This window comes from Gaoshiqia hydrogeniformans, from assembly GCF_049347105.1.
Taxonomy (GTDB): Bacteria; Bacteroidota; Bacteroidia; order Bacteroidales; family Prolixibacteraceae; genus Gaoshiqia; species Gaoshiqia hydrogeniformans.
This window is the reverse complement of sequence record NZ_CP186334.1, coordinates 4656685-4674823: the sequence shown is the minus strand read 5'-3', so window position 1 is coordinate 4674823 and position 18139 is coordinate 4656685. Positions and strand designations below refer to the sequence as shown.

16 protein-coding genes are annotated in these 18139 nt (G+C 42.5%); 11 read left to right on the top strand and 5 right to left on the bottom strand.

Annotation, left to right across the window (positions count from 1 at the left end):
* The first annotated feature begins 39 nt into the window (after positions 1–39).
* Positions 40–1080: a sensor histidine kinase gene (locus tag ACOIT5_RS18620; RefSeq protein WP_423127672.1), complete on the top strand. Its 1041-nt coding sequence runs from the start codon at positions 40–42 to the stop codon at positions 1078–1080.
* 42 nt (positions 1081–1122) lie between these two features.
* Positions 1123–1851 (top strand): LytR/AlgR family response regulator transcription factor, encoded by a 729-nt coding sequence (locus ACOIT5_RS18615; protein WP_423127671.1) that lies wholly within the window; start codon positions 1123–1125, stop codon positions 1849–1851.
* A 41-nt stretch (positions 1852–1892) separates the two neighbouring features.
* Here the strand turns inward: ACOIT5_RS18615 and ACOIT5_RS18610 are convergent, their stop codons facing one another.
* Positions 1893–3152, bottom strand: a complete 1260-nt coding sequence (locus tag ACOIT5_RS18610) for a hypothetical protein (RefSeq protein ID WP_423127670.1) — start codon at positions 3150–3152, stop codon at positions 1893–1895.
* Positions 3145–4476, bottom strand: a complete 1332-nt coding sequence (locus ACOIT5_RS18605) for a DUF4270 family protein (RefSeq protein ID WP_423127669.1) — start codon at positions 4474–4476, stop codon at positions 3145–3147. Before ACOIT5_RS18605 ends, ACOIT5_RS18610 begins: the two co-directional genes overlap by 8 nt.
* 340 nt (positions 4477–4816) lie before the next feature.
* Here ACOIT5_RS18605 and ACOIT5_RS18600 point away from each other — a divergent pair, with 340 nt between their 5' ends.
* From ACOIT5_RS18600 to ACOIT5_RS18590, 3 genes are read left to right on the top strand one after another with little or no spacing between them, the layout of a single operon-like run.
* The gene (locus ACOIT5_RS18600; protein WP_423127668.1) at positions 4817–5857 is read left to right on the top strand and encodes a Kelch repeat-containing protein; all 1041 of its coding nucleotides are present in this window, start codon (positions 4817–4819) and stop codon (positions 5855–5857) included.
* Positions 5858–5884: 27 nt separating this feature from the next.
* Complete coding sequence (locus ACOIT5_RS18595; protein WP_423127667.1) at positions 5885–6190, top strand: DUF4907 domain-containing protein; 306 nt, start codon at positions 5885–5887, stop codon at positions 6188–6190.
* Between the two features lie 22 nt (positions 6191–6212).
* A complete protein-coding gene (locus tag ACOIT5_RS18590) occupies positions 6213–7178 on the top strand; it encodes a D-2-hydroxyacid dehydrogenase (protein ID WP_423127666.1) in 966 nt (321 codons plus the stop codon).
* A 29-nt stretch (positions 7179–7207) separates the two neighbouring features.
* Here ACOIT5_RS18590 and ACOIT5_RS18585 read toward each other — a convergent pair whose 3' ends face one another.
* Complete coding sequence (locus ACOIT5_RS18585) at positions 7208–7417, bottom strand: hypothetical protein (protein ID WP_423127665.1); 210 nt, start codon at positions 7415–7417, stop codon at positions 7208–7210.
* A 272-nt stretch (positions 7418–7689) separates the two neighbouring features.
* Between ACOIT5_RS18585 and ACOIT5_RS18580 the strand changes: the two genes are divergently transcribed.
* The 6 genes from ACOIT5_RS18580 (at position 7690) to lgt (ending at position 14924) form a co-directional block, all read left to right on the top strand.
* A complete protein-coding gene (locus tag ACOIT5_RS18580) occupies positions 7690–8271 on the top strand; it encodes a thioredoxin family protein (protein WP_423127664.1) in 582 nt (193 codons plus the stop codon).
* 83 nt (positions 8272–8354) lie between these two features.
* Positions 8355–8930, top strand: coding sequence for a porin family protein (locus tag ACOIT5_RS18575; RefSeq protein WP_423127663.1), 576 nt, complete (start codon positions 8355–8357; stop codon positions 8928–8930).
* A gap of 124 nt (positions 8931–9054) precedes the next feature.
* A complete protein-coding gene (locus ACOIT5_RS18570) occupies positions 9055–9564 on the top strand; it encodes a hypothetical protein (protein ID WP_423127662.1) in 510 nt (169 codons plus the stop codon).
* Between the two features lie 272 nt (positions 9565–9836).
* A complete protein-coding gene (locus ACOIT5_RS18565) occupies positions 9837–10307 on the top strand; it encodes a hypothetical protein (protein WP_423127661.1) in 471 nt (156 codons plus the stop codon).
* A 476-nt stretch (positions 10308–10783) separates the two neighbouring features.
* Positions 10784–14095 (top strand): preprotein translocase subunit SecA, encoded by a 3312-nt coding sequence (gene secA / locus ACOIT5_RS18560; RefSeq protein WP_423127660.1) that lies wholly within the window; start codon positions 10784–10786, stop codon positions 14093–14095.
* Positions 14096–14111: 16 nt separating this feature from the next.
* A complete protein-coding gene (lgt, locus tag ACOIT5_RS18555) occupies positions 14112–14924 on the top strand; it encodes a prolipoprotein diacylglyceryl transferase (RefSeq protein ID WP_423127659.1) in 813 nt (270 codons plus the stop codon).
* A 9-nt stretch (positions 14925–14933) separates the two neighbouring features.
* Here the strand turns inward: lgt and ACOIT5_RS18550 are convergent, their stop codons facing one another.
* Positions 14934–15986: a DUF6340 family protein gene (locus ACOIT5_RS18550; RefSeq protein WP_423127658.1), complete on the bottom strand. Its 1053-nt coding sequence runs from the start codon at positions 15984–15986 to the stop codon at positions 14934–14936.
* 10 nt (positions 15987–15996) lie between these two features.
* Positions 15997–18063, bottom strand: coding sequence for a hypothetical protein (locus ACOIT5_RS18545; protein ID WP_423127657.1), 2067 nt, complete (start codon positions 18061–18063; stop codon positions 15997–15999).
* Between the last annotated feature and the right edge of the window lie 76 nt (positions 18064–18139).

Sequence of the window (18139 nt, the reverse complement as noted above, 5' to 3'; positions counted from 1 at the left end):
GCAAGGGCAGGTAACAGGGACGAAAATCATTCCGGCTTCATGACATCCGAAAGCAAACATAAATTGTTGATTCGTATCGTATTGACGGTTCTCGTCTGGGGAATCCTGTCTTTCCTGTGCTGTCTGATCTTTCCCGAACTGCGAAGTCAGCCGGCCAGCTATTTGTTTTTGCCGGCCGTTCTTCTTCCTGCTGTATTTTACCTGAACGATTGCGTGCTGATCCCCCGCTTTCTTTCTCGCCGGAAACTGAAGTCTTACGGATGTTTGGTCATTGCCATTCTTTTTTTTGTTTACCTGGTAAATGAATTATGGGAAATGGCCGCTGATCCGGACGCTTCAGTCAGCTCTACCTTTCATTTCCATCCGGAACATCATCAAGCGTTTGGGCCAGGATCGGTTTTGCTTGTTTTAAGTATGGTATCGCTGGCCGCGAGTACGGGTATACACGGTATCCGCGAATGGTTTAAACACGAACATCAAGTCAAAGAAAGCGAGCATGAAAAGTTACAGGCCGAGTTATCCTATCTGACGGCGCAGGTTAACCCGCATTTTCTCTTTAATGCTTTAAACTGCATTTATGCGTTGGCCAGGCAAAAATCGGATAAAACCCCGGATGCGATTATGCAGTTGTCGTTGCTGATGCGTTATCTGGTTTATGATGCAAACACGACAAAAGTATTATTGACAAAAGAAATCAGTCATATGGAGAATCTGATTGATTTGCAAAAGTTAAGGCTGGCAGGGAATGTGCAGGTGGAATATGAAGTTGTTGGAAATCCGGAAGATATTCTGATTGAACCCTTGCTTTTTTCCTGTTTTGTGGAAAATGCCTTTAAACATGGCGTCGATTATGCGAAACCCGGTATCATTAAAATTGATCTGACGATCGTTGATAAAATCATCAAACTGACTGTTGCCAATCCGCTGGTGGCAAAAAGCAAAGCAACGAAAAACGGTGCGGGCGGAATAGGGCTGGAAAATATCCGGAAACGGCTCGATTTATTATATCCGGCTAAGCATAGCCTGTTGATTTCGGAGTCGGATCAGCATTATTCGGTCGAATTGATTTTGAACCGGTAATCCTGAAAGCTTAAGTGACCTTAATTCATAATGAGTAAGCAAATGAAATGTATTATTATTGACGATGAGCTTTTGGCACAACAAATTCTGGAAGAATATATCACTCACATTCCGTTTCTAAAATTGGAGAAGAAATGTCATTCGGTTTTCGAAGCGTTGGATGTACTGCAAAAAAGTACGATTGACCTGATTTTTCTGGACATTCATTTGCCGAATGTTTCTGGCGTCGAATTTATCAGCAGCCTGGATAACAGGCCCATGTTTATTTTTACAACAGCTTATTCGGAGTACGCGCTTGAGGCATTTGATTTAAACGCGGTTGATTACCTGCTAAAGCCAATCCCATTTAAACGTTTTCTGAAAGCGGCCAATAAAGCCTACCACCTGTTTACAGCCACCCGGAAAATGAGACGCGAAGAAACCGTTGAAAATCAGGATGCTGAACATGATTTCATCATGGTGAAATCGGATTATAAATCGGTAAAAATACAGATGAACCAGATTTTATATATCGAAGGATTGAAGGATTATGTGAAAATTTATACACAAACTGATGAAAAGCCGGTAATTACGCTCAACTCACTGAAAAAAATGGCTGACAATTTACCTGTCAGCCACTTTCTCCGTGTTCATAAATCATTTATAATCAATACGAACAAAATAAAATCAGTTACAAAAAACCGGATTATTATACACGACCGATGGATCCCCGTAGGTGATAATTACAAAGAAGATTTCCAAAGTTCGGTCGTCAACCGGTTTACCTTATAGCCATTTCCGATTCATAAAAGGATTCGGCCTTTTCACTCTTTTTAGTTAAACCTGCGGTGCTGGAACCACAAATCTTTCAGCGATAATCCCACCCTCACACGAATAAAACGTTCCTGGATCAGCCTGTTTGCCGTTGTTCCGATTTGCCCTCCCTCGATGCTTACATCGATGCGAGAAAGGTAATTCCGGATGGGTAAGCCAAACCCGAGAGAAACCGTAGTTTCATTCAACTGGTTGTTTCTTAAATCGAGGTATGATTTGGCATACTGAAATCCGACGCGGTAATTCACCCGTTTATAAAAATCGGCCAGAAAGTTAGTTGAAGGCGTATATTCCAAACCCGTCCGGATGTATGGATTATTTTTCAATTCCACTCTTTTGATACCGTAATCATGTTCCGACCATTTTTGAATCCCTCCGTCGAGCACATAAAGCAGGTTTTTGTTATTACTGATGGAAATACCGAGCCCAAATTCTTCAGGAATGACAAAGTCGTCGTTATTTTCAGATTCTTCCTGAAAAATAGCGCCCGACGAGTTGTAGGTGAGATTCTCGCGCTTGGTGACCAGCTTCTGACCAGGATTATAGATTGCCCCGATGCTCAGACTGTACTTTTTTACATCGAAGGCGTACTGAGCCCCAAACTCCCAGTAAAAATTATGGAAAAAATCAGTTGTTTCGTTCGTGATCGAATTACTTCCGAAATAAGCCAGGTTATGATATTGGGTTTGCGTGAGCGAACCAAACAAGTAGGATGTTTTGATCCCCAGGGCCAGGTTTTTGGCAGGCAAAAACGACAGGTTTGCATAGGCGCGGCTGATATCGCCTGAGCCGGTGATATCCAGCGGGTATTCGGTCATTGTTCCGTCAACCATCGCCATGGTATTAATTTCGTATCCGGTTGAACTGTACGGATTCAGTCCAATTCCGGCAGAAACCCAGTTATTCACACGGAAACCCATAGCCAGGTAACTGAAATTGACATCTGATAATTTGCCGGTTTTGCCTTGAGATTCAAAACGTGATAATTTCCCGTTAAGGCCTATTTCCAGGATGAAATTTAAGCTGTCGATTCCGTAATACGAGGCCGGGTTGGTGGTATTCAAAAATCGTTGCGATTTTAAACCGATCCCGGCATTTCCCATAGCCGAATTAAAAGCATTGGTTTGTGACCGGAGTTCTCCCAAACCGTACATGGAATAGGGACTGCTGGTGTTATTGTTTTGAGCAAATCCGGTAGTCGGAAAAGTAAAATATGCAGTTAGCAGACTAATGCTAAGAATAAATAGCTTCTTATTCATATTTCAGGAAATAGAGATTTAATTTTGGCCTGAGATTACCGGTATTTTCACCATTCAGAAACAACAAATTTGCTTTTGATATCAAATCGGAAGTTGGAAACGTAAGTAACAGCCCGTTGTTTGTATTGTAGTAATAACCCGACAGTTCGTTTTGCAGGAAAGTGGTAATGTCTACCACATAGTACGAGTCTTCAAAATAAATATTATCAGGGATTAATGTTGTTGATACATTAACGGAACTTCCGCTCGACGATGTTGTTGTCAGCGCACTGCCAAAACTGTTGATCCGGTCTGTTCGATAAAAATGCAAGGTTTGGGGCAGGTTTTTCATGTCATTTTTAAGCGACGGCCTTAAAACCAGTTCAGCCCTGATCATTACCCGGTCGCCATAGGTGAAAATCTCATTCAGGGTCGGAAAATCAATCCGGGTAGTTACTCCTGCAGTGCTTTGAAGGAATGTGAGATTTCCTGTTTGCACGGACGAAATTTGTTCCCGTTGGTATGTCAGACCCGAAAAATTGGTTTCCGAACGGTCGGCGATAACCTGGTTGAAGTTGGTTGCATCAGAAGCCAATGAAAATTTATACGTATTTTCTACCTTATCATGTCCGGTTACATGCGTGTACAATTTCAGTTGAATACCGGCTGTGCTTGATGTGTATCCGATGACCGCTTTACTCTCCGAATCCGTTTTTAGAATAAATCCTTTCAAACGTTCTCTTAATTCCGTGCTGTTTGCCCCATCCTCGTTGTGGTCATTTAAAATATAATTAATCAGCTCGAGCCCCAGGGCATCATCCAGCCGGAATTCAATACTGTCATTCGACGGACGGGGAGAAAAGACATGGCTTCCAACCGGTTCCGGTTCAAAATTAAAAGAACTGGTATTGTAAAGGGACGAAAAACCATCAGGATCGGTTATTAATTTAAGTTGTTTGGTCAGACGGTGCATTGTCAACTGCTGAACCTGCGTCGTGTCGCCAAAATAATAACTGTCATAATTCAGTTTTACCGTGATGGAATCAAAAACATCATCTTTCGTGAGTGAACCGGAGGTTTCGCTTAAATCGAAATTTAAATAATGGCGTATTTCTGTTGAGCCGATGATTTCGTTGTCGTACCTCCCGACAAGGGCAAGCGTTGAGCTCGAGGTTGGAATTGAGTCGCGAATGACAGTCGATAATTTAACCGAAAAGCTGTCAATCATAACAATCCGGGATTTGGTTTCAACCAGATCCTCTCCAATCTGAAAATTTCCAACATCGGTATTACACGACGCGAACAATGCGATCAGGAGAAATGCCAGGATGCAATTTTTATTCATATAAAGTTTGAAATAATTTAAAGTGCAAGTATAAGAAAAGATACTGTGGATGCAAAGCAATTACATTGGCTTTAGTCGAAAAAGAAATATAGACTAACTTCAGATTATATTTGTTTAAATGTCTTATTTAATCGACATACAAGACTATAATCCTGATTGTCTCTTAAGTTTTGTTAAAATGCGTGAATTTATTTAACAAATTTGAAATATTCATCGGTTAAGTTTACTCTTATATGGATAGACTATTGTTTTTTCGCAAAATAATATATCTTTGTCTATCATTTTTTTTTAGATATCGTTAACCATATATGTTTGCTACAAAACTGAATAATATTAAGCAATGATTCGAAAAAATTTATTTGTGCATAATTGGACCATCCGCGCTTTTAAACTTGGGATGGCATTCTCGGTTCTTTTATCTGTTGCGTCGTGTGGTGGCAACGATGATGAAGATTTAGTAGGTAACTGGGCAAGGCTTGGTGATTTTAACGGCAATCCAAGAGCGGGGGCTATCTCCGGAACGATTGGCAATGAAGCCTTTATTGGAACCGGTTACGATGGAGAGAACTATTTAGTCGATTTCTGGAAATACGATGTATCTAAAGACAATTGGTCCCAGATGGCTAAATTTGAAGGCGTTGGGAGAAGAAGTGCCGTGGCATTTACGGCATCCGGAAAATTATACGTGGGTACCGGTTATGACGGAACCAGCCGGTTAAAAGATTTCTGGGCATATAATCCGACCGACAATACCTGGACCCGGATTGAGGATTTCGGTGGCACTGCCCGGCGTGGAGCTGTTGCATTCAGTATCAATAACATCGGATATGTTGCTACAGGCGATGATACCAACTACCTGAAAGATATGTGGGCCTATAACCCGGCGACAGACGAATGGACGGAATCGACCAGCGTGGGCGGTTCAAAACGTCGCGATGCCGTGGTATTTGTGATCAATAATAAAGCTTACATCGCCGGTGGTGTTAACAACGGATTGTATGTCAGTGATTTTCATTCGTTCGACCCGGAAACCGAAATTTGGTCAAAATTGCGTAATATTTCTGATAATACCGCTGAGGCATTTGATGATGATTACAATATGGAAAGAACCTTTGCAGTTGCTTTTGCTGTGAACGGGAAAGGCTATATTGCTACCGGTGGTAAAGGTTCTCCGGGAACAACGACCTGGGAGTATGACCCGCTGACTGATCTGTGGCAGGAAAAAACAAGTCTGGAGGGCGCCGCACGCCAGGAAGCTGTTGCCTTTGTCCTGAATGATGTCGCTTTTGTGGGCCTTGGCCGAAACAGCAGTTATTATTTTGAGGATATCTGGCGTTTTGAACCGAATGCCGAACAAAATGACTACGATAATGATAATTAGATGAGATTTCAACGATCTATGCTAAAAATGATTGTATTACTCCTGGGTATCTCAGGAGTAATATTTTTTTCGTGCCAACCCAAACAAAAAATCAAGGTTGATGCATTTGAAGTTGAAAATGGTTGGGGATACCAGCTCAGCCTGGGCGAAAAGGTTTTTATTCATCAACCGTTTATCCCGGCGGTTTCGGGTCAGCAAGCCTTTGTTTCCAAAGACGAAGCGCTTAAAACAGGCAACTTTGTTCTGCAAAAAATGAGAAACCATAAAGCGCCGGCCATAAGTGTTCACGAATTGGATAGTCTTCGGATTACTTACAGTAAAACCGGCAAGTAACTTTTTTACAGCGTCATAATTCATGAAGATTGTTGTTTTGGATGGATATACCCTGAATCCCGGCGACCTTAGCTGGGACGTATTGGCCTCGTTGGGCGAACTGACCGTGTACGACCGGACGCTTCCTGAGGAGCGATTGGCGAGGCTGAAGGGTGTTCATGCCGCTTTTACCAATAAAGTGATCATGGACCGGGAGTTGATTTCGGCTTTGCCCGATCTGAAATATCTTGGCGTGCTGGCAACCGGTTACAATGTGGTCGATCTGGATGCTGCCAGCCAGGCCGGAATTTATGTGACCAATATTCCGGCTTACAGCACCGATTCGGTGGCCCAACTGGTTTTTGCCCATATTCTGCACATTACCAACCAGGTGGGGCTGCATGCTGACCGGGTTAGAAACGGAGCCTGGGCAAACAGCATTGATTTTTCATTTTGGCTGACCCCACAAACAGAGTTGACCGGTAAAACGCTTGGAATCATTGGCTTTGGACAAATCGGGCAACGGGTTGCTTTATTGGGAAAAGCATTTGGAATGAACATTCTCTTCCAAAACCGGTCGGTAAAAACAAATATTCCGGCTGACTATCAGCAGGTTGAATTGACGGACTTGCTGAGTCAATCGGATATCATCAGCATCAATTGTCCGCTTACCGATGACAACAGAGGTTTTATCAACAGGGAAAATCTTGGTCGAATGAAATCATCAGCAATCCTGATCAATACCGGACGAGGACCATTGATCAATGAACAGGAATTAGCCGATGCCTTAAATAACGGAACAATTGCGGCAGCCGGTTTGGACGTTTTGTCGGTTGAACCGGCGCAGGCAAACAATCCTTTGTTAAAAGCAAAAAACTGCTTCATCACACCTCACATCGCCTGGGCCAGTTACGAAGCCCGCCAACGATTAATGCATGTGGCGATATCAAATTTTGAGGCTTATCTGGAGAATAAACCTCAAAATGTTGTGAATAATCCGATTGGTTGAAGATTTTTTAAAGACAGGGTAGGTAAACATCAGTATTCCTCTTCTTCGTAGTCCGAATCATCATCCGGTTCATAGTCGGGATCGTCAAATGATTCTTCTTCATCAAACTCATCATAAATCGATAATCTCTTTTTAGTACTTTTGTCTCTTTTTACAGCTTTGCTAAATTTGTTGTCAACGTCATTTCTCTCAACCTCAGAATGTCTAATATTCTTTTTTGAGTGCTTGTTCGATTTCATTTCCGTAAGACTATTAACTTTAAATTCAATACTTTATAAATTAGAACAATGAGTATTTAATGATTTCGTAAACTACTTGATTTTTTTTTGTTTTTCCAATACCTCCATGTATTTTTTTTCTGCTAACTACTTGCTGACAGCTTGTTAGTCCTGTTCTTCCCTGTTAACGTTAAAGTTGCCTTTTTCATTGTCTTATGCATCCGCGATAAGGCATCGTCAACTTGTCTGCTTTTGCTTTGTTATAAATTAATGAACGATAAAATTCAATCATTATGGGATTTACATTAAATATCGGATCTGAAGCTATCGATTTTAATTTACAGGCAACAGATGGAAAAAGTTACACCCTGGCAGATTTTAAGCGCTCAAAGTACCTGGTTATTTTCTTTTCGTGCAATCACTGCCCTTATGTGATCGGAAGCGATGAGATTACCCGGCAAACGGCAGTTAAGTTTAAGCCCCTCGGAGTTGAATTTGCAGCGATTAATTCAAACAGCGCGAATACCTATCAGGAAGACGATTACACGCATATGGTAAAACGAATGGAGGAACATCAATTTCCGTGGGTTTACCTGAGAGACGAAAGCCAGGAAGCAGCCCTGGCATACGGAGCGCTCCGCACGCCGCATTTTTACGTTTTCGATGAAAACAGAAAACTTGTATATACCGGCCGGGGAGTTGATAACCCGAGAGATGCGTCAAAAATTACGGTTAACGATTTGGACCGGGCCCTATCCGAACTGACTTCAGGAAAACAAATCAGCATTCCGGTTACGAACCCGATAGGTTGCAATGTAAAGTGGGAGGGAAAAGACAAACATTGGATGCCGGCTGACGCCTGTGACCTGATCTGAGATCTCGTGCCTGATGACGGAGCATGAGCAATACTTCGCCGGGAATGACGTTATTATCATGTATATCATTTAAAATTATAGCCATGAAAAAGTTAGTAGTATTCGTATTTACGCTTTGTATTATTTTCCAGGCATCAAATGCCCAATCTCCTGTTAACTTGGGGATTAAGGCCGGTTTAAACAGCTCAAAGCTGACAACCAACCTGGATGATTATGATGAAAAAAACATCAATAATTTTGTTGCAGGTATGTTTTTACGAGTGAATGCAGGTAAATTCTATCTGCAACCTGAAGCCTACTTTAATTCGAAAGGCGGTGATCTGAAAAACGTGGAAGGAACCAATTCTTTTGATTTGAAAGCAATTGATGTTCCGATCCTGTTGGGATACAAAATTGTTGATGTTGGCGCGTTCAATGCCCGGTTGAACACAGGACCGGTATTCTCTTTCTTTACAAGTAAAGATGTTAATAACGGAAGCTCTTTTGATCCGAAAAATTTCAAGGATAATATTTTTGGATGGCAGTATGGCGCCGGAGTCGATTTTATGTTCCTTTCGCTTGATGTCAGGATGGAGAACAGCTTTGGTGACATTTATTCCGGGTCAAGTGATGAAAAAATCAAAACCTTTTTGGTAACCCTTGGTTTTAAACTGTTCTAAAAGCAGTTAACTCATAAAATAGCCATGTGCAAAATCAGATTCCGCTAACAGAAACCGGGTTTTGCCATGGCTTTTTCGTATCTTTGAATCCTGTTGACAGGCTATCTTTGAAAAATTTATACGAATGAAATCAATTGTAATCGGACTGGGGATTATTTTCGCGGCGATTGCCGGTTATGCTCAATCTGATTCTGTTTTTTATAAAACAGATCCTGCTGAAATTGATTTCTATTACCGGGAACTCTATAATTTCAACCCCGGGTCAACCTTTGGCCCATTAACCCCAACTCCTCCGGCGCTACAACAGAAGTTTGATCTGAGTCAATCGCTGATGTTCGATTTCAGTACATTTCCATCATACAAAACAGTTTCACTGTCAACTACTTTTCCTGCTTTTCATCCCTTCGTCAGCGCGATTTCCATTCACAATTTTGCTGAATATTCGTTGGGCAATCGGTTAAAATACGGAGGTACTGGTTATTCAGCTAACTCTGTATTTAACCCCTCCCTGCTTCATCCTGAATTTAAGAACATGAATATGCGGGGCGTATCGATGTTCCTGGAATATAAAGTTTCAAAAAATGTACGGATTGGAGGAAGCATTCATGTAACCAACCAGCCTGGTCCGTATTAGCCTTCCTCGTAAACTTTCATTCAATTTTTACCTCGCGAAGAAAGATTTGATCCGTTTGTGTTGACCGGTAAAAATGGCACGTTTGCCGGGCGAATATTCCCGTTGATCGAAATGAACCGTCTTCAGTGTAACGTTTATGCCCCTTCTTTGTCTATTAGGTAAATGATTCCAGATTGTTCGGAAAAAGAAAGCAGCAAACCGGTGTCTTCTCCGGACTCTCAAACTAAGAAACAATGAACAGAATTCAGAACCTTAATTTTAAAATCAAAGTCATGAAAAACAAAATTTCAAAACTTGTTGCAGTGTGTGTGTTTATGGTAGTTGCTTTTTCGGCAAGCGCTGGTTCCTGGGGGAGTATGTATGACGACTATCGGCTTACTCCGGTCGACAAGCAGGAATTGCAGGCAGGCGTCGAATCTGCCTGGGTATTGTCGTATAATGAAAACGGATCTCCTCTGACCATTACTCTCCAGCAGACAAAAAAATGTAAAACTTACATTGTTCGCGGCAGTCATTTCGAGGTAGCCTATGATTGTACAGCCAAAGGATTCGGGGCCAGAAACGTGAAAATGTCTGAATCGAAAATGCCCGAGGTTATGACCAGCCAGGTCATTAATGCTTCCGAATTGGCCAAACAGCGTATCATCTCAACCTCGCAACTCAATAACGAACTTGCGCTGGATTATATTGCAGCTTATCTGCCCAGCCTGGTTAACCCCAGCTATCAACATTTGTTGAATTAGCATTTTTATAATTAAACAGTATCAATTCAGAAGCCGCTTTCTTCGCGAAAGCGGTTTTTTTATATACATCCGCAAACAAAGCCTTCGGCTAATCCCTCTGTTAAATCAGCCACGGCTTTTCTTTCCTGCTCGGTGTCTTTGCATGAGGTACATACCGGAAGATTAATTTCCGGATGACGGCTTGAATTGGACAAATCAGTCTTTTTCCCGCAAACAAAACAGTTTGAAATAAAGTCGTTCATATGATCAATTCAATCGGGTAAAGATATCGATTTCTTCAATTTTTTGTCCGGTCATGAAAAAAGTCATGCTTTTATGTCAGTTCAAATTCGTTTAACTGATTTTCTGTCTCTATTTTTGGGATGGATTGGTATGGCATGATTATTATTGAAAAAATAAGGCAGACCGGTAACATACTTATACAATATAATTACTTTTGTGTGCGTCAACGTAAATAATCAGAAAATCATTAAATAATGGCTTTTATAAGTAAGATGTTAGGGAGCTTCCTCGGGAAAAAATCCGACAGGGATATCAAAGAGGTTACCCCAATCCTGGAAAAGATCCGGGTTGAATACACCAGGATCACTCAACTTTCGAATGATGAGTTACGGGCTGAATCAGAAAAGTTGCGGACAATAATAAAAGAATGGATTAAACCGGAAGAAGACCAGATTGCCGAGCTTAAACTGCAGGCCGAATCAGCCGATATTCAGGAAAGCGAAAGTCTCTACCAGCAAATAGATAAGCTTGAAGAACGGATTGATGAGAAAACAGAAGAGGTATTAAATGAGATACTTCCGGCAGCCTTTTCGGTGGTAAAAGAAACAGCAAAACGTTTTACCGAAAATGAGAAAATCATTGTTCAGGCAACCGATTTCGACCGCAACCTGGCTGCTGTTAAAGATCATGTTCAGATTGACGGCGGCAAGGCGGTCTGGCACAATAAATGGATTGCGGGCGGCAACGAAACCACCTGGGAGATGGTCCATTATGATGTACAGTTGATTGGCGGGATCGTTTTGCACTCGGGAAAAATTGCCGAGATGGCTACCGGTGAAGGAAAAACACTTGTTGCTACCTTACCTGTATTTTTGAATGCCCTGACCGGAAAAGGTGTGCATGTGGTAACTGTCAACGATTACCTCTCGAAACGTGACTCGGAATGGATGGGGCCAATCTTCGAATTCCACGGCCTTAGTGTTGATTGTATTGATAAACATCAACCCAATTCGGATGCCCGCCGAAAAGCATACCTTGCCGATATTACCTACGGTACCAACAATGAGTTCGGCTTTGATTACCTGCGCGACAACATGGCCATCAACCCGCGCGACCTGGTTCAGCGGAAACACCATTATGCCATCGTTGACGAGGTTGACTCCGTTTTAGTTGATGATGCCCGTACTCCACTGATTATTTCCGGTCCGGTACCCAAGGGTGAGAACCAGAAATTTGAAGAATTAATGCCTAAAGTGGAGAAGCTGGTCGCCGCTCAGCGCCAATATGTCACCCAATGCCTGACCGATGCCAAACGCTTGTTGTCCAAAGAAAATATTTCGAAAGAAGAAAAAGAAGAAGGCTCCATGCAGTTACTGCGCGCCCACAAAGGCTTGCCTAAAACCAAAGCGCTCATCAAGTTTTTAAGCGAAGAAGGCATTAAAGCCAGCATGCAGAAAACCGAAAATTTTTACATGCAGGACAACAGCAAAAACATGCACGTGGTTACCGATCCGCTTTTCTTTGTAATCGATGAGAAATTGAATTCCGTTGAGCTTACCGACCAAGGGATCGACCTGATTTCTTCGGATGTAGCTGATCCCGAGTTCTTTATTTTGCCGGATGTGGGTTCGTCGATTGCCGAGATTGAAAATAACCCGGATTTGGACAGCCGCGAGAAGATCGAGAAAAAAGATATCCTGCTTCAAAATTACGCGGTAAAATCAGAACGCGTACATACCATCAACCAGTTGCTGAAAGCTTATGCCATGTTCGAAAAAGACGTGGAATACGTAGTGATTGACAATAAGGTGAAAATTGTTGATGAACAAACCGGCCGTATTATGGAGGGACGCCGGTATTCAGACGGCTTACACCAGGCAATTGAAGCGAAAGAACGGGTAAAAGTGGAAGCTGCAACCCAAACATTTGCCACCATTACCCTGCAGAATTATTTCAGGATGTACCACAAACTGGCAGGGATGACGGGTACTGCAGAAACCGAAGCAGGAGAATTCTGGGATATCTATAAATTGGATGTAGTTGTTATCCCGACCAATAAACCAATTGTCAGGAACGACTGGAATGATAAGGTTTATAAGAGCAAACGTGAAAAATACAATGCTGTCATCCAGGAGATTGTTGAACTGAACGAGGCCGGGCGACCGGTGCTGGTTGGTACAACTTCTGTTGAAATCTCGGAATTGCTCAGTCGCATGTTAAAAATCCGTGGGATCAAACATAACGTACTGAATGCCAAACTACATGCGCGTGAAGCCGAAATTGTTGCCGATGCCGGTAAAAAAGGAATGGTGACCATTGCTACCAACATGGCTGGTCGTGGTACCGACATTAAACTTTCTGCCGAAGTGAAAGCGGCCGGCGGTTTGGCCATTATCGGAACAGAAAGGCACGATTCCCGGCGCGTTGACCGCCAGTTGCGTGGCCGTTCAGGCCGCCAGGGAGATCCGGGCAGTTCGCAGTTCTTTGTGTCGTTAGAAGACGATTTGATGCGCCTTTTCAATTCCGACCGGATTACCGGTATTATGGACCGCCTGGGATTGGATGAAGGGGAAGTGATTCAGCATTCCATGATTACAAAATCCATTGAACGGGCTCAGAAAAAAGTGGAAGAAAACAATTTCGGAATCCGGAAACGTTTGCTCGAGTACGATGATGTGATGAATTCGCAACGCGAGGTGATCTACAAAAAACGCCGTCATGCCCTGTTTGGCGAACGCCTGGAAGTTGATGTGCTCAACATGATGTACGATTCGCTCGAGAATCTGGTCAACGAATATTACGGGGGCGATTTTGAAGACTTCAACCTCGAACTGATGCGGTTGATGTCGATTGAATCTCCGGTTCGTCAGGATGAATTCCTGAGATTAAAACCGGAAGAAATTATTGACCGGATTTACCAGGTGATGATTGACTCCTATACCCGTAAAGTTGAAACAATTTCAAAACAAGCTTATCCGGTTGTCAAAGATGTATATGAGCACAAATCTCATTTGTACCAGAATATTGTTGTTCCGATCTCCGACGGTAAACGGATATTCCAGATCGTCACCAACCTCGAAAAAGCCTACCAAAATAAAGGGAAAGAGTTGGTGAAATCGTACCAGAAGCAAATTGTACTGCTCACTATTGATGAAGCCTGGAAAGAACAGCTCCGGGAGATGGACGATTTGAAACAATCCGTTCAGAATGCTGCTTACGAGCAAAAAGATCCGCTGTTGATTTATAAGTTTGAGTCGTTCAACTTATTTAAACTGATGATCCAAAAGGTGAACAAGGATATTGTCTCAACCCTGATGAAAGGTCATATTCCGATTTCCGATCCGAACCAGGTTCGCGAAGCAGAGGCCGCGAAACGTACCGATATGAGTAAATATTCGACTCAAAAATCGGAAGTATCCGAGCTTTCGGGCGGAAGGCAATCCGCGCCACGGGAACCGCAGAAAGTTCAGCCGGTTCGTGTTGAAAAGAAGGTTGGACGAAACGAACCATGTCCGTGCGGAAGCGGGAAAAAGTACAAAAGTTGTCACGGAAAAGGATTAGAATAATATAAACCAGTCACACATGCATCAGTTATTAGCGTTTATCCATTGGAATGTCAGTCCCGAAATTTTTCATCTAGGACCGCTTTCGGTAAGGTGGTACGGATTATTATTTGCTACCGGTTTCCTTTTTGGCTATTACCAGGGAGAATGGATGTTTAAATTTGAAAAAATCGAACTGAAATGGCTCGAAAGCCTGTTTATTTACCTGATTGTTGCCACCGTGATCGGCGCTCGTCTGGGGCATGTGATTTTCTACGGCTGGGATTATTATTCGCAACATCCGGCAGAAATATTAAAGGTGTGGCATGGCGGACTGGCCAGTCATGGGGGAGCGTTGGGTATTTTCATTGCCCTGATTTACTGGAGCAAAAAAGTATCCAAACGTTCTGTTTTGTGGGTGCTCGACCGGGTTGTGGTGCCCACCGCCCTGGTTGCCGCCCTGATTAGGACCGGAAACCTGATGAACTCCGAAATTTACGGGGTCGAAACCAGCTTACCCTGGGGATTTATTTTTGAACGAAACGGGGAAACTGTGCCCAAACATCCGACCCAACTCTACGAAGCGCTTTCTTATCTTGTTACCTATGGGGCGATGCTTTTTATTTATTGGAAAACCAATCTTCGGAAACGCGAAGGTTTGCTTGTCGGGCTATTCTTTGTGATGGTATTTTTATCCCGTTTCTTCATCGAGTTTATTAAAGAAGATCAGGAAGCCTTTGAGGCTGGCATGACTTTGAATATGGGGCAATGGTTAAGCATTCCCTTCGTTTTGGGAGGAATTTTTCTGATTGTGAGAGCATTGAAAAGACCGGAAATCAATTACCGTAAATAAAGCAGAAGATTAATTGTTGATTTTTTGAAATTTTTGAAGAACTTCTTTTCTCTTTTTCAGCCGGTAAAGGTAGTTTTCGGTTTGCTTGTGGTATTTGGTGTAATACGATTTTGTTGCCCACTCAATCGCTTCATCAACAGATCCAAGCATCTCGCTGGCTAAAGCCAGGTTGTATTCTGCCCTGAATTTAATCGAAGATTTGGGCTGATTGGAATAAGCCAGCCAGTAATCGTAAGCCGCCTGCCAGTCCTGGTTTTTGATAAAACCGTTCACTTTGTCGGCATCATCATTTAACAGGAAGTACGCCCGGTTTTCCTTAACCCAGTTTGGAGATAATTTCGCATCAAGGTCGAGCGCCACCCGGATGCCTGTTTGAATGAGGCATTCTTTCACCGACGGAAGCTTCGCGAAAAGCCTTTCGGTGGCGGTGTCCGACTCAAACCATGAAATGGTATCCGACACCAGCACCTGGCGGACAACGTTTCCCGACTCAGCCTCATAAATTTTCACGATTGCATCGTATTTCGAGTCAATAGCGGCTGTGGCAAATTGCTCATATCCAAATAAAGGCGGGTGGATGGTATAATCCGTTATCAACTTGTTGTAATAACGTTCGATCACCAGCAGGGCATCCGTATTAAATTCAGTGCAAATGCGGCGAACTTCATCCCGGTCAAGTTCTTCCGATAACTGGTAGAACTTCAGATTGCGTGCAAAATTTCTGTCTTCGGGAATAACCACATCGTAGCGGCCCGACGAAAATAATAAGTCCGCCAGCACTTTCAAGGTGGTGTCGGCTGCCATACTGTCTAAAACAACTGCATTTACATCAAACTTTTTCCGGTAAAAGTAACGTTGCAGGCTATCCTTGTCGTAATTCTGAAATTCATTGGTTACCGACCTGTTCATCAGTGTTAAACTGACAATTTTATCAGGAAGCAAATCGGAGGACGGTGTTGCCGTTTCAATGGTAAATGTTTTTAAATTTACCGCGCAGGCACCCAACAAGAAGAAGACAATTACGCCACCAATTAAAGAGATGTAAGTCCGAATCGTAGCCATATTTTTTAGTTTAATATGAACCCCATAGTTTTTTCAAAAACCATTCCAAAGTTAAAGCCAAAAGAACGAAAAAAAACAACCATTTCAATGAGATGAATTCCTGAAAAATGAGTTGCCTGACTTTTTGTTCTTTCATCCGTACGTTGTTGTTTAATTCATCTTTTAGTTCGTTAAAACCGGATGCCGGATAAAAATTTCCACCGGTATTGGCCGCAATCTGGAATAAAACACGAAAATCAGCATGGGCCCGGGCAAATTCAAGCTGCAACTTGGTTACCTGAAAACTTCCTTCTTCCCGATACTCCCGTTCGCCATGATATAATACAGCCTCAAAAACATAGATTCCGGCGGGCAGGCTTCCCATATCCAACTTGTACTGGTCATTCGTTTTGTCAAAAATAAACGAATAATCGACCCCCTGATCCGATTTTAGTTGAAGCGAAATATCCAGCTCATTATAGGCCTCGTAGCTGTCGTTAAAAAATTCGGCCTGCATCACAACCCGGTTGTCTTCCTGGTATTCTTTTTGGTAAAAAAGGTTAAAATTGTCTTCATTGGGACTTAAAATCAGGTAATTAATAAGTTTTTTTACAAAATTATCAAATGACTGATGAGATCCGTTCTGCAGGTAATTGTACAATCGCCAGCGCCAGATTCCCTCCCCTAAAATAAATCCAAGCTTTTTACCTTGCAAACGTCCGGCAGCTACCAGCGGGAAAACCGTTTCAACCGATTGGACACGTTGATAAAAAAGTGTTTGCAAGCTACCATCCAGCTTTATATTTCCAAACGGAGTAAGGAGAGGCGGCCATAGCGAGACAACATCTTTTAGTTCTTTTTCAAGAGTAAATAAACTGAAATTGACATTCAGCAGGGGAATGGCATTTTCATAGCTTCCGGTGGTGTTTATTTCAGTTTCGCCCGGCAATTGATGCAGCCCGGCAATGGCGTTTGCAGAACTGCCTATAAACAGCACCGGAATGCGACTGCCGACCAACTCCTTAAACAACGGGCTATTCGCAGTTTTTCCATCCGGAAGCTGATGTGTGATGACCAGGCTGTAATCGTCAAATCTGATGGCTGGGTCATCACCTGTTTTTAGTTCCCACTCATACGCCACAATTTCCCCGATCGCTTTGATTATAGCCGCCAGATCGGGATGACTGCCATGCGACCAAAATAAAATTTTCTGTTTCTCTGAGATAACATGTATCGTAAAATCGTACCTGTTGTTGACTGTGTTTTCTTCGCTGGCTACCGGATCAATCAGTACCGAATAATGGTTGATCCCTTCATTTTCGGCTTTCAAATTAATCCGTTCCTGGTGAAAATATTCATTTGTTGAAATAGTTATCGTTGATTCATAGATTTTTACCTCATTTTTCAATACCGTCAGATGCGTAAGTTGGCCTCCTGCTTTATTAAAAGCCAAATCAATTTCAACCGGAAAATAACTGTTCAGAAATACTGATTGGTTTGTATTGACCTTTCGGATGGCGGCATCGGTTCGCAAGGTGGTATCGCCAACGCCCAGGGTATACACCGGAAAGGGGAGCGACCGGCTTTCGAACACCGGGTCGTTTCCGCTGTTATATAATCCGTCGCCCAAAATCACCATAGCGCCGATTGTTGACGTGAGGTAATGGTCAGCTACCGAATTTATCAGCCCGCTGTAGTCAGACCTGAGCTCTGAGAAATCAGGTATCTGGTTGATTTTTGCGTTTTCTCCAAAAGTCCAATATTCAATCTGAAAATCGTTCAATGTTTTTTTTGCTTGATTTATGAGCTCTTCGCACTGGTCGCGATGTTTTGCCAGCGATTGGGAGTTATCGGCAGCAAAGATCAGTACCGGTTTTATTTTGCTTTGTTTAATCCGTCTGACAGCAGGACCAAGCAGCAGTACACACAGGATAAACACCGACAGAAATCTTAAAACAAACAAGGTTCTGACCTGTCCTGGAGTAAATACTTCCCTTTGCCAATTTTCCCGGTATTGAAAAAATGCGACCAGAGCTGCCGTCAGGACACAGACTATAATCAGAAAAAATGAATATGGCTGATCAAAATAGATTTCCAAGCTGTGAATTTTTAAAATTCAAATTTAAGAGACTGTTTTGATTTTAAATTTAAAAAATATTATAGCGCAATTAACA

Bases quoted from the DNA above. Each gene is read 5' to 3' on its own strand.
- ACOIT5_RS18615 (WP_423127671.1), top strand. From the start codon at position 1,123: ATGAAATGTATTATTATTGACGATGAGCTTTTGGCACAACAAATTCTG.
- ACOIT5_RS18590 (WP_423127666.1), top strand. From the start codon at position 6,213: ATGAAGATTGTTGTTTTGGATGGATATACCCTGAATCCCGGCGACCTT.
- ACOIT5_RS18600 (WP_423127668.1), top strand. From the start codon at position 4,817: ATGATTCGAAAAAATTTATTTGTGCATAATTGGACCATCCGCGCTTTT.
- ACOIT5_RS18550 (WP_423127658.1), bottom strand. From the start codon at position 15,986: ATGGCTACGATTCGGACTTACATCTCTTTAATTGGTGGCGTAATTGTC.
- ACOIT5_RS18570 (WP_423127662.1), top strand. From the start codon at position 9,055: ATGAAATCAATTGTAATCGGACTGGGGATTATTTTCGCGGCGATTGCC.
- lgt (WP_423127659.1), top strand. From the start codon at position 14,112: ATGCATCAGTTATTAGCGTTTATCCATTGGAATGTCAGTCCCGAAATT.
- secA (WP_423127660.1), top strand. From the start codon at position 10,784: ATGGCTTTTATAAGTAAGATGTTAGGGAGCTTCCTCGGGAAAAAATCC.
- ACOIT5_RS18580 (WP_423127664.1), top strand. From the start codon at position 7,690: ATGGGATTTACATTAAATATCGGATCTGAAGCTATCGATTTTAATTTA.
- ACOIT5_RS18605 (WP_423127669.1), bottom strand. From the start codon at position 4,476: ATGAATAAAAATTGCATCCTGGCATTTCTCCTGATCGCATTGTTCGCG.
- ACOIT5_RS18565 (WP_423127661.1), top strand. From the start codon at position 9,837: ATGAAAAACAAAATTTCAAAACTTGTTGCAGTGTGTGTGTTTATGGTA.
- ACOIT5_RS18595 (WP_423127667.1), top strand. From the start codon at position 5,885: ATGATTGTATTACTCCTGGGTATCTCAGGAGTAATATTTTTTTCGTGC.
- ACOIT5_RS18620 (WP_423127672.1), top strand. From the start codon at position 40: ATGACATCCGAAAGCAAACATAAATTGTTGATTCGTATCGTATTGACG.
- ACOIT5_RS18575 (WP_423127663.1), top strand. From the start codon at position 8,355: ATGAAAAAGTTAGTAGTATTCGTATTTACGCTTTGTATTATTTTCCAG.
- ACOIT5_RS18610 (WP_423127670.1), bottom strand. From the start codon at position 3,152: ATGAATAAGAAGCTATTTATTCTTAGCATTAGTCTGCTAACTGCATAT.
- ACOIT5_RS18585 (WP_423127665.1), bottom strand. From the start codon at position 7,417: ATGAAATCGAACAAGCACTCAAAAAAGAATATTAGACATTCTGAGGTT.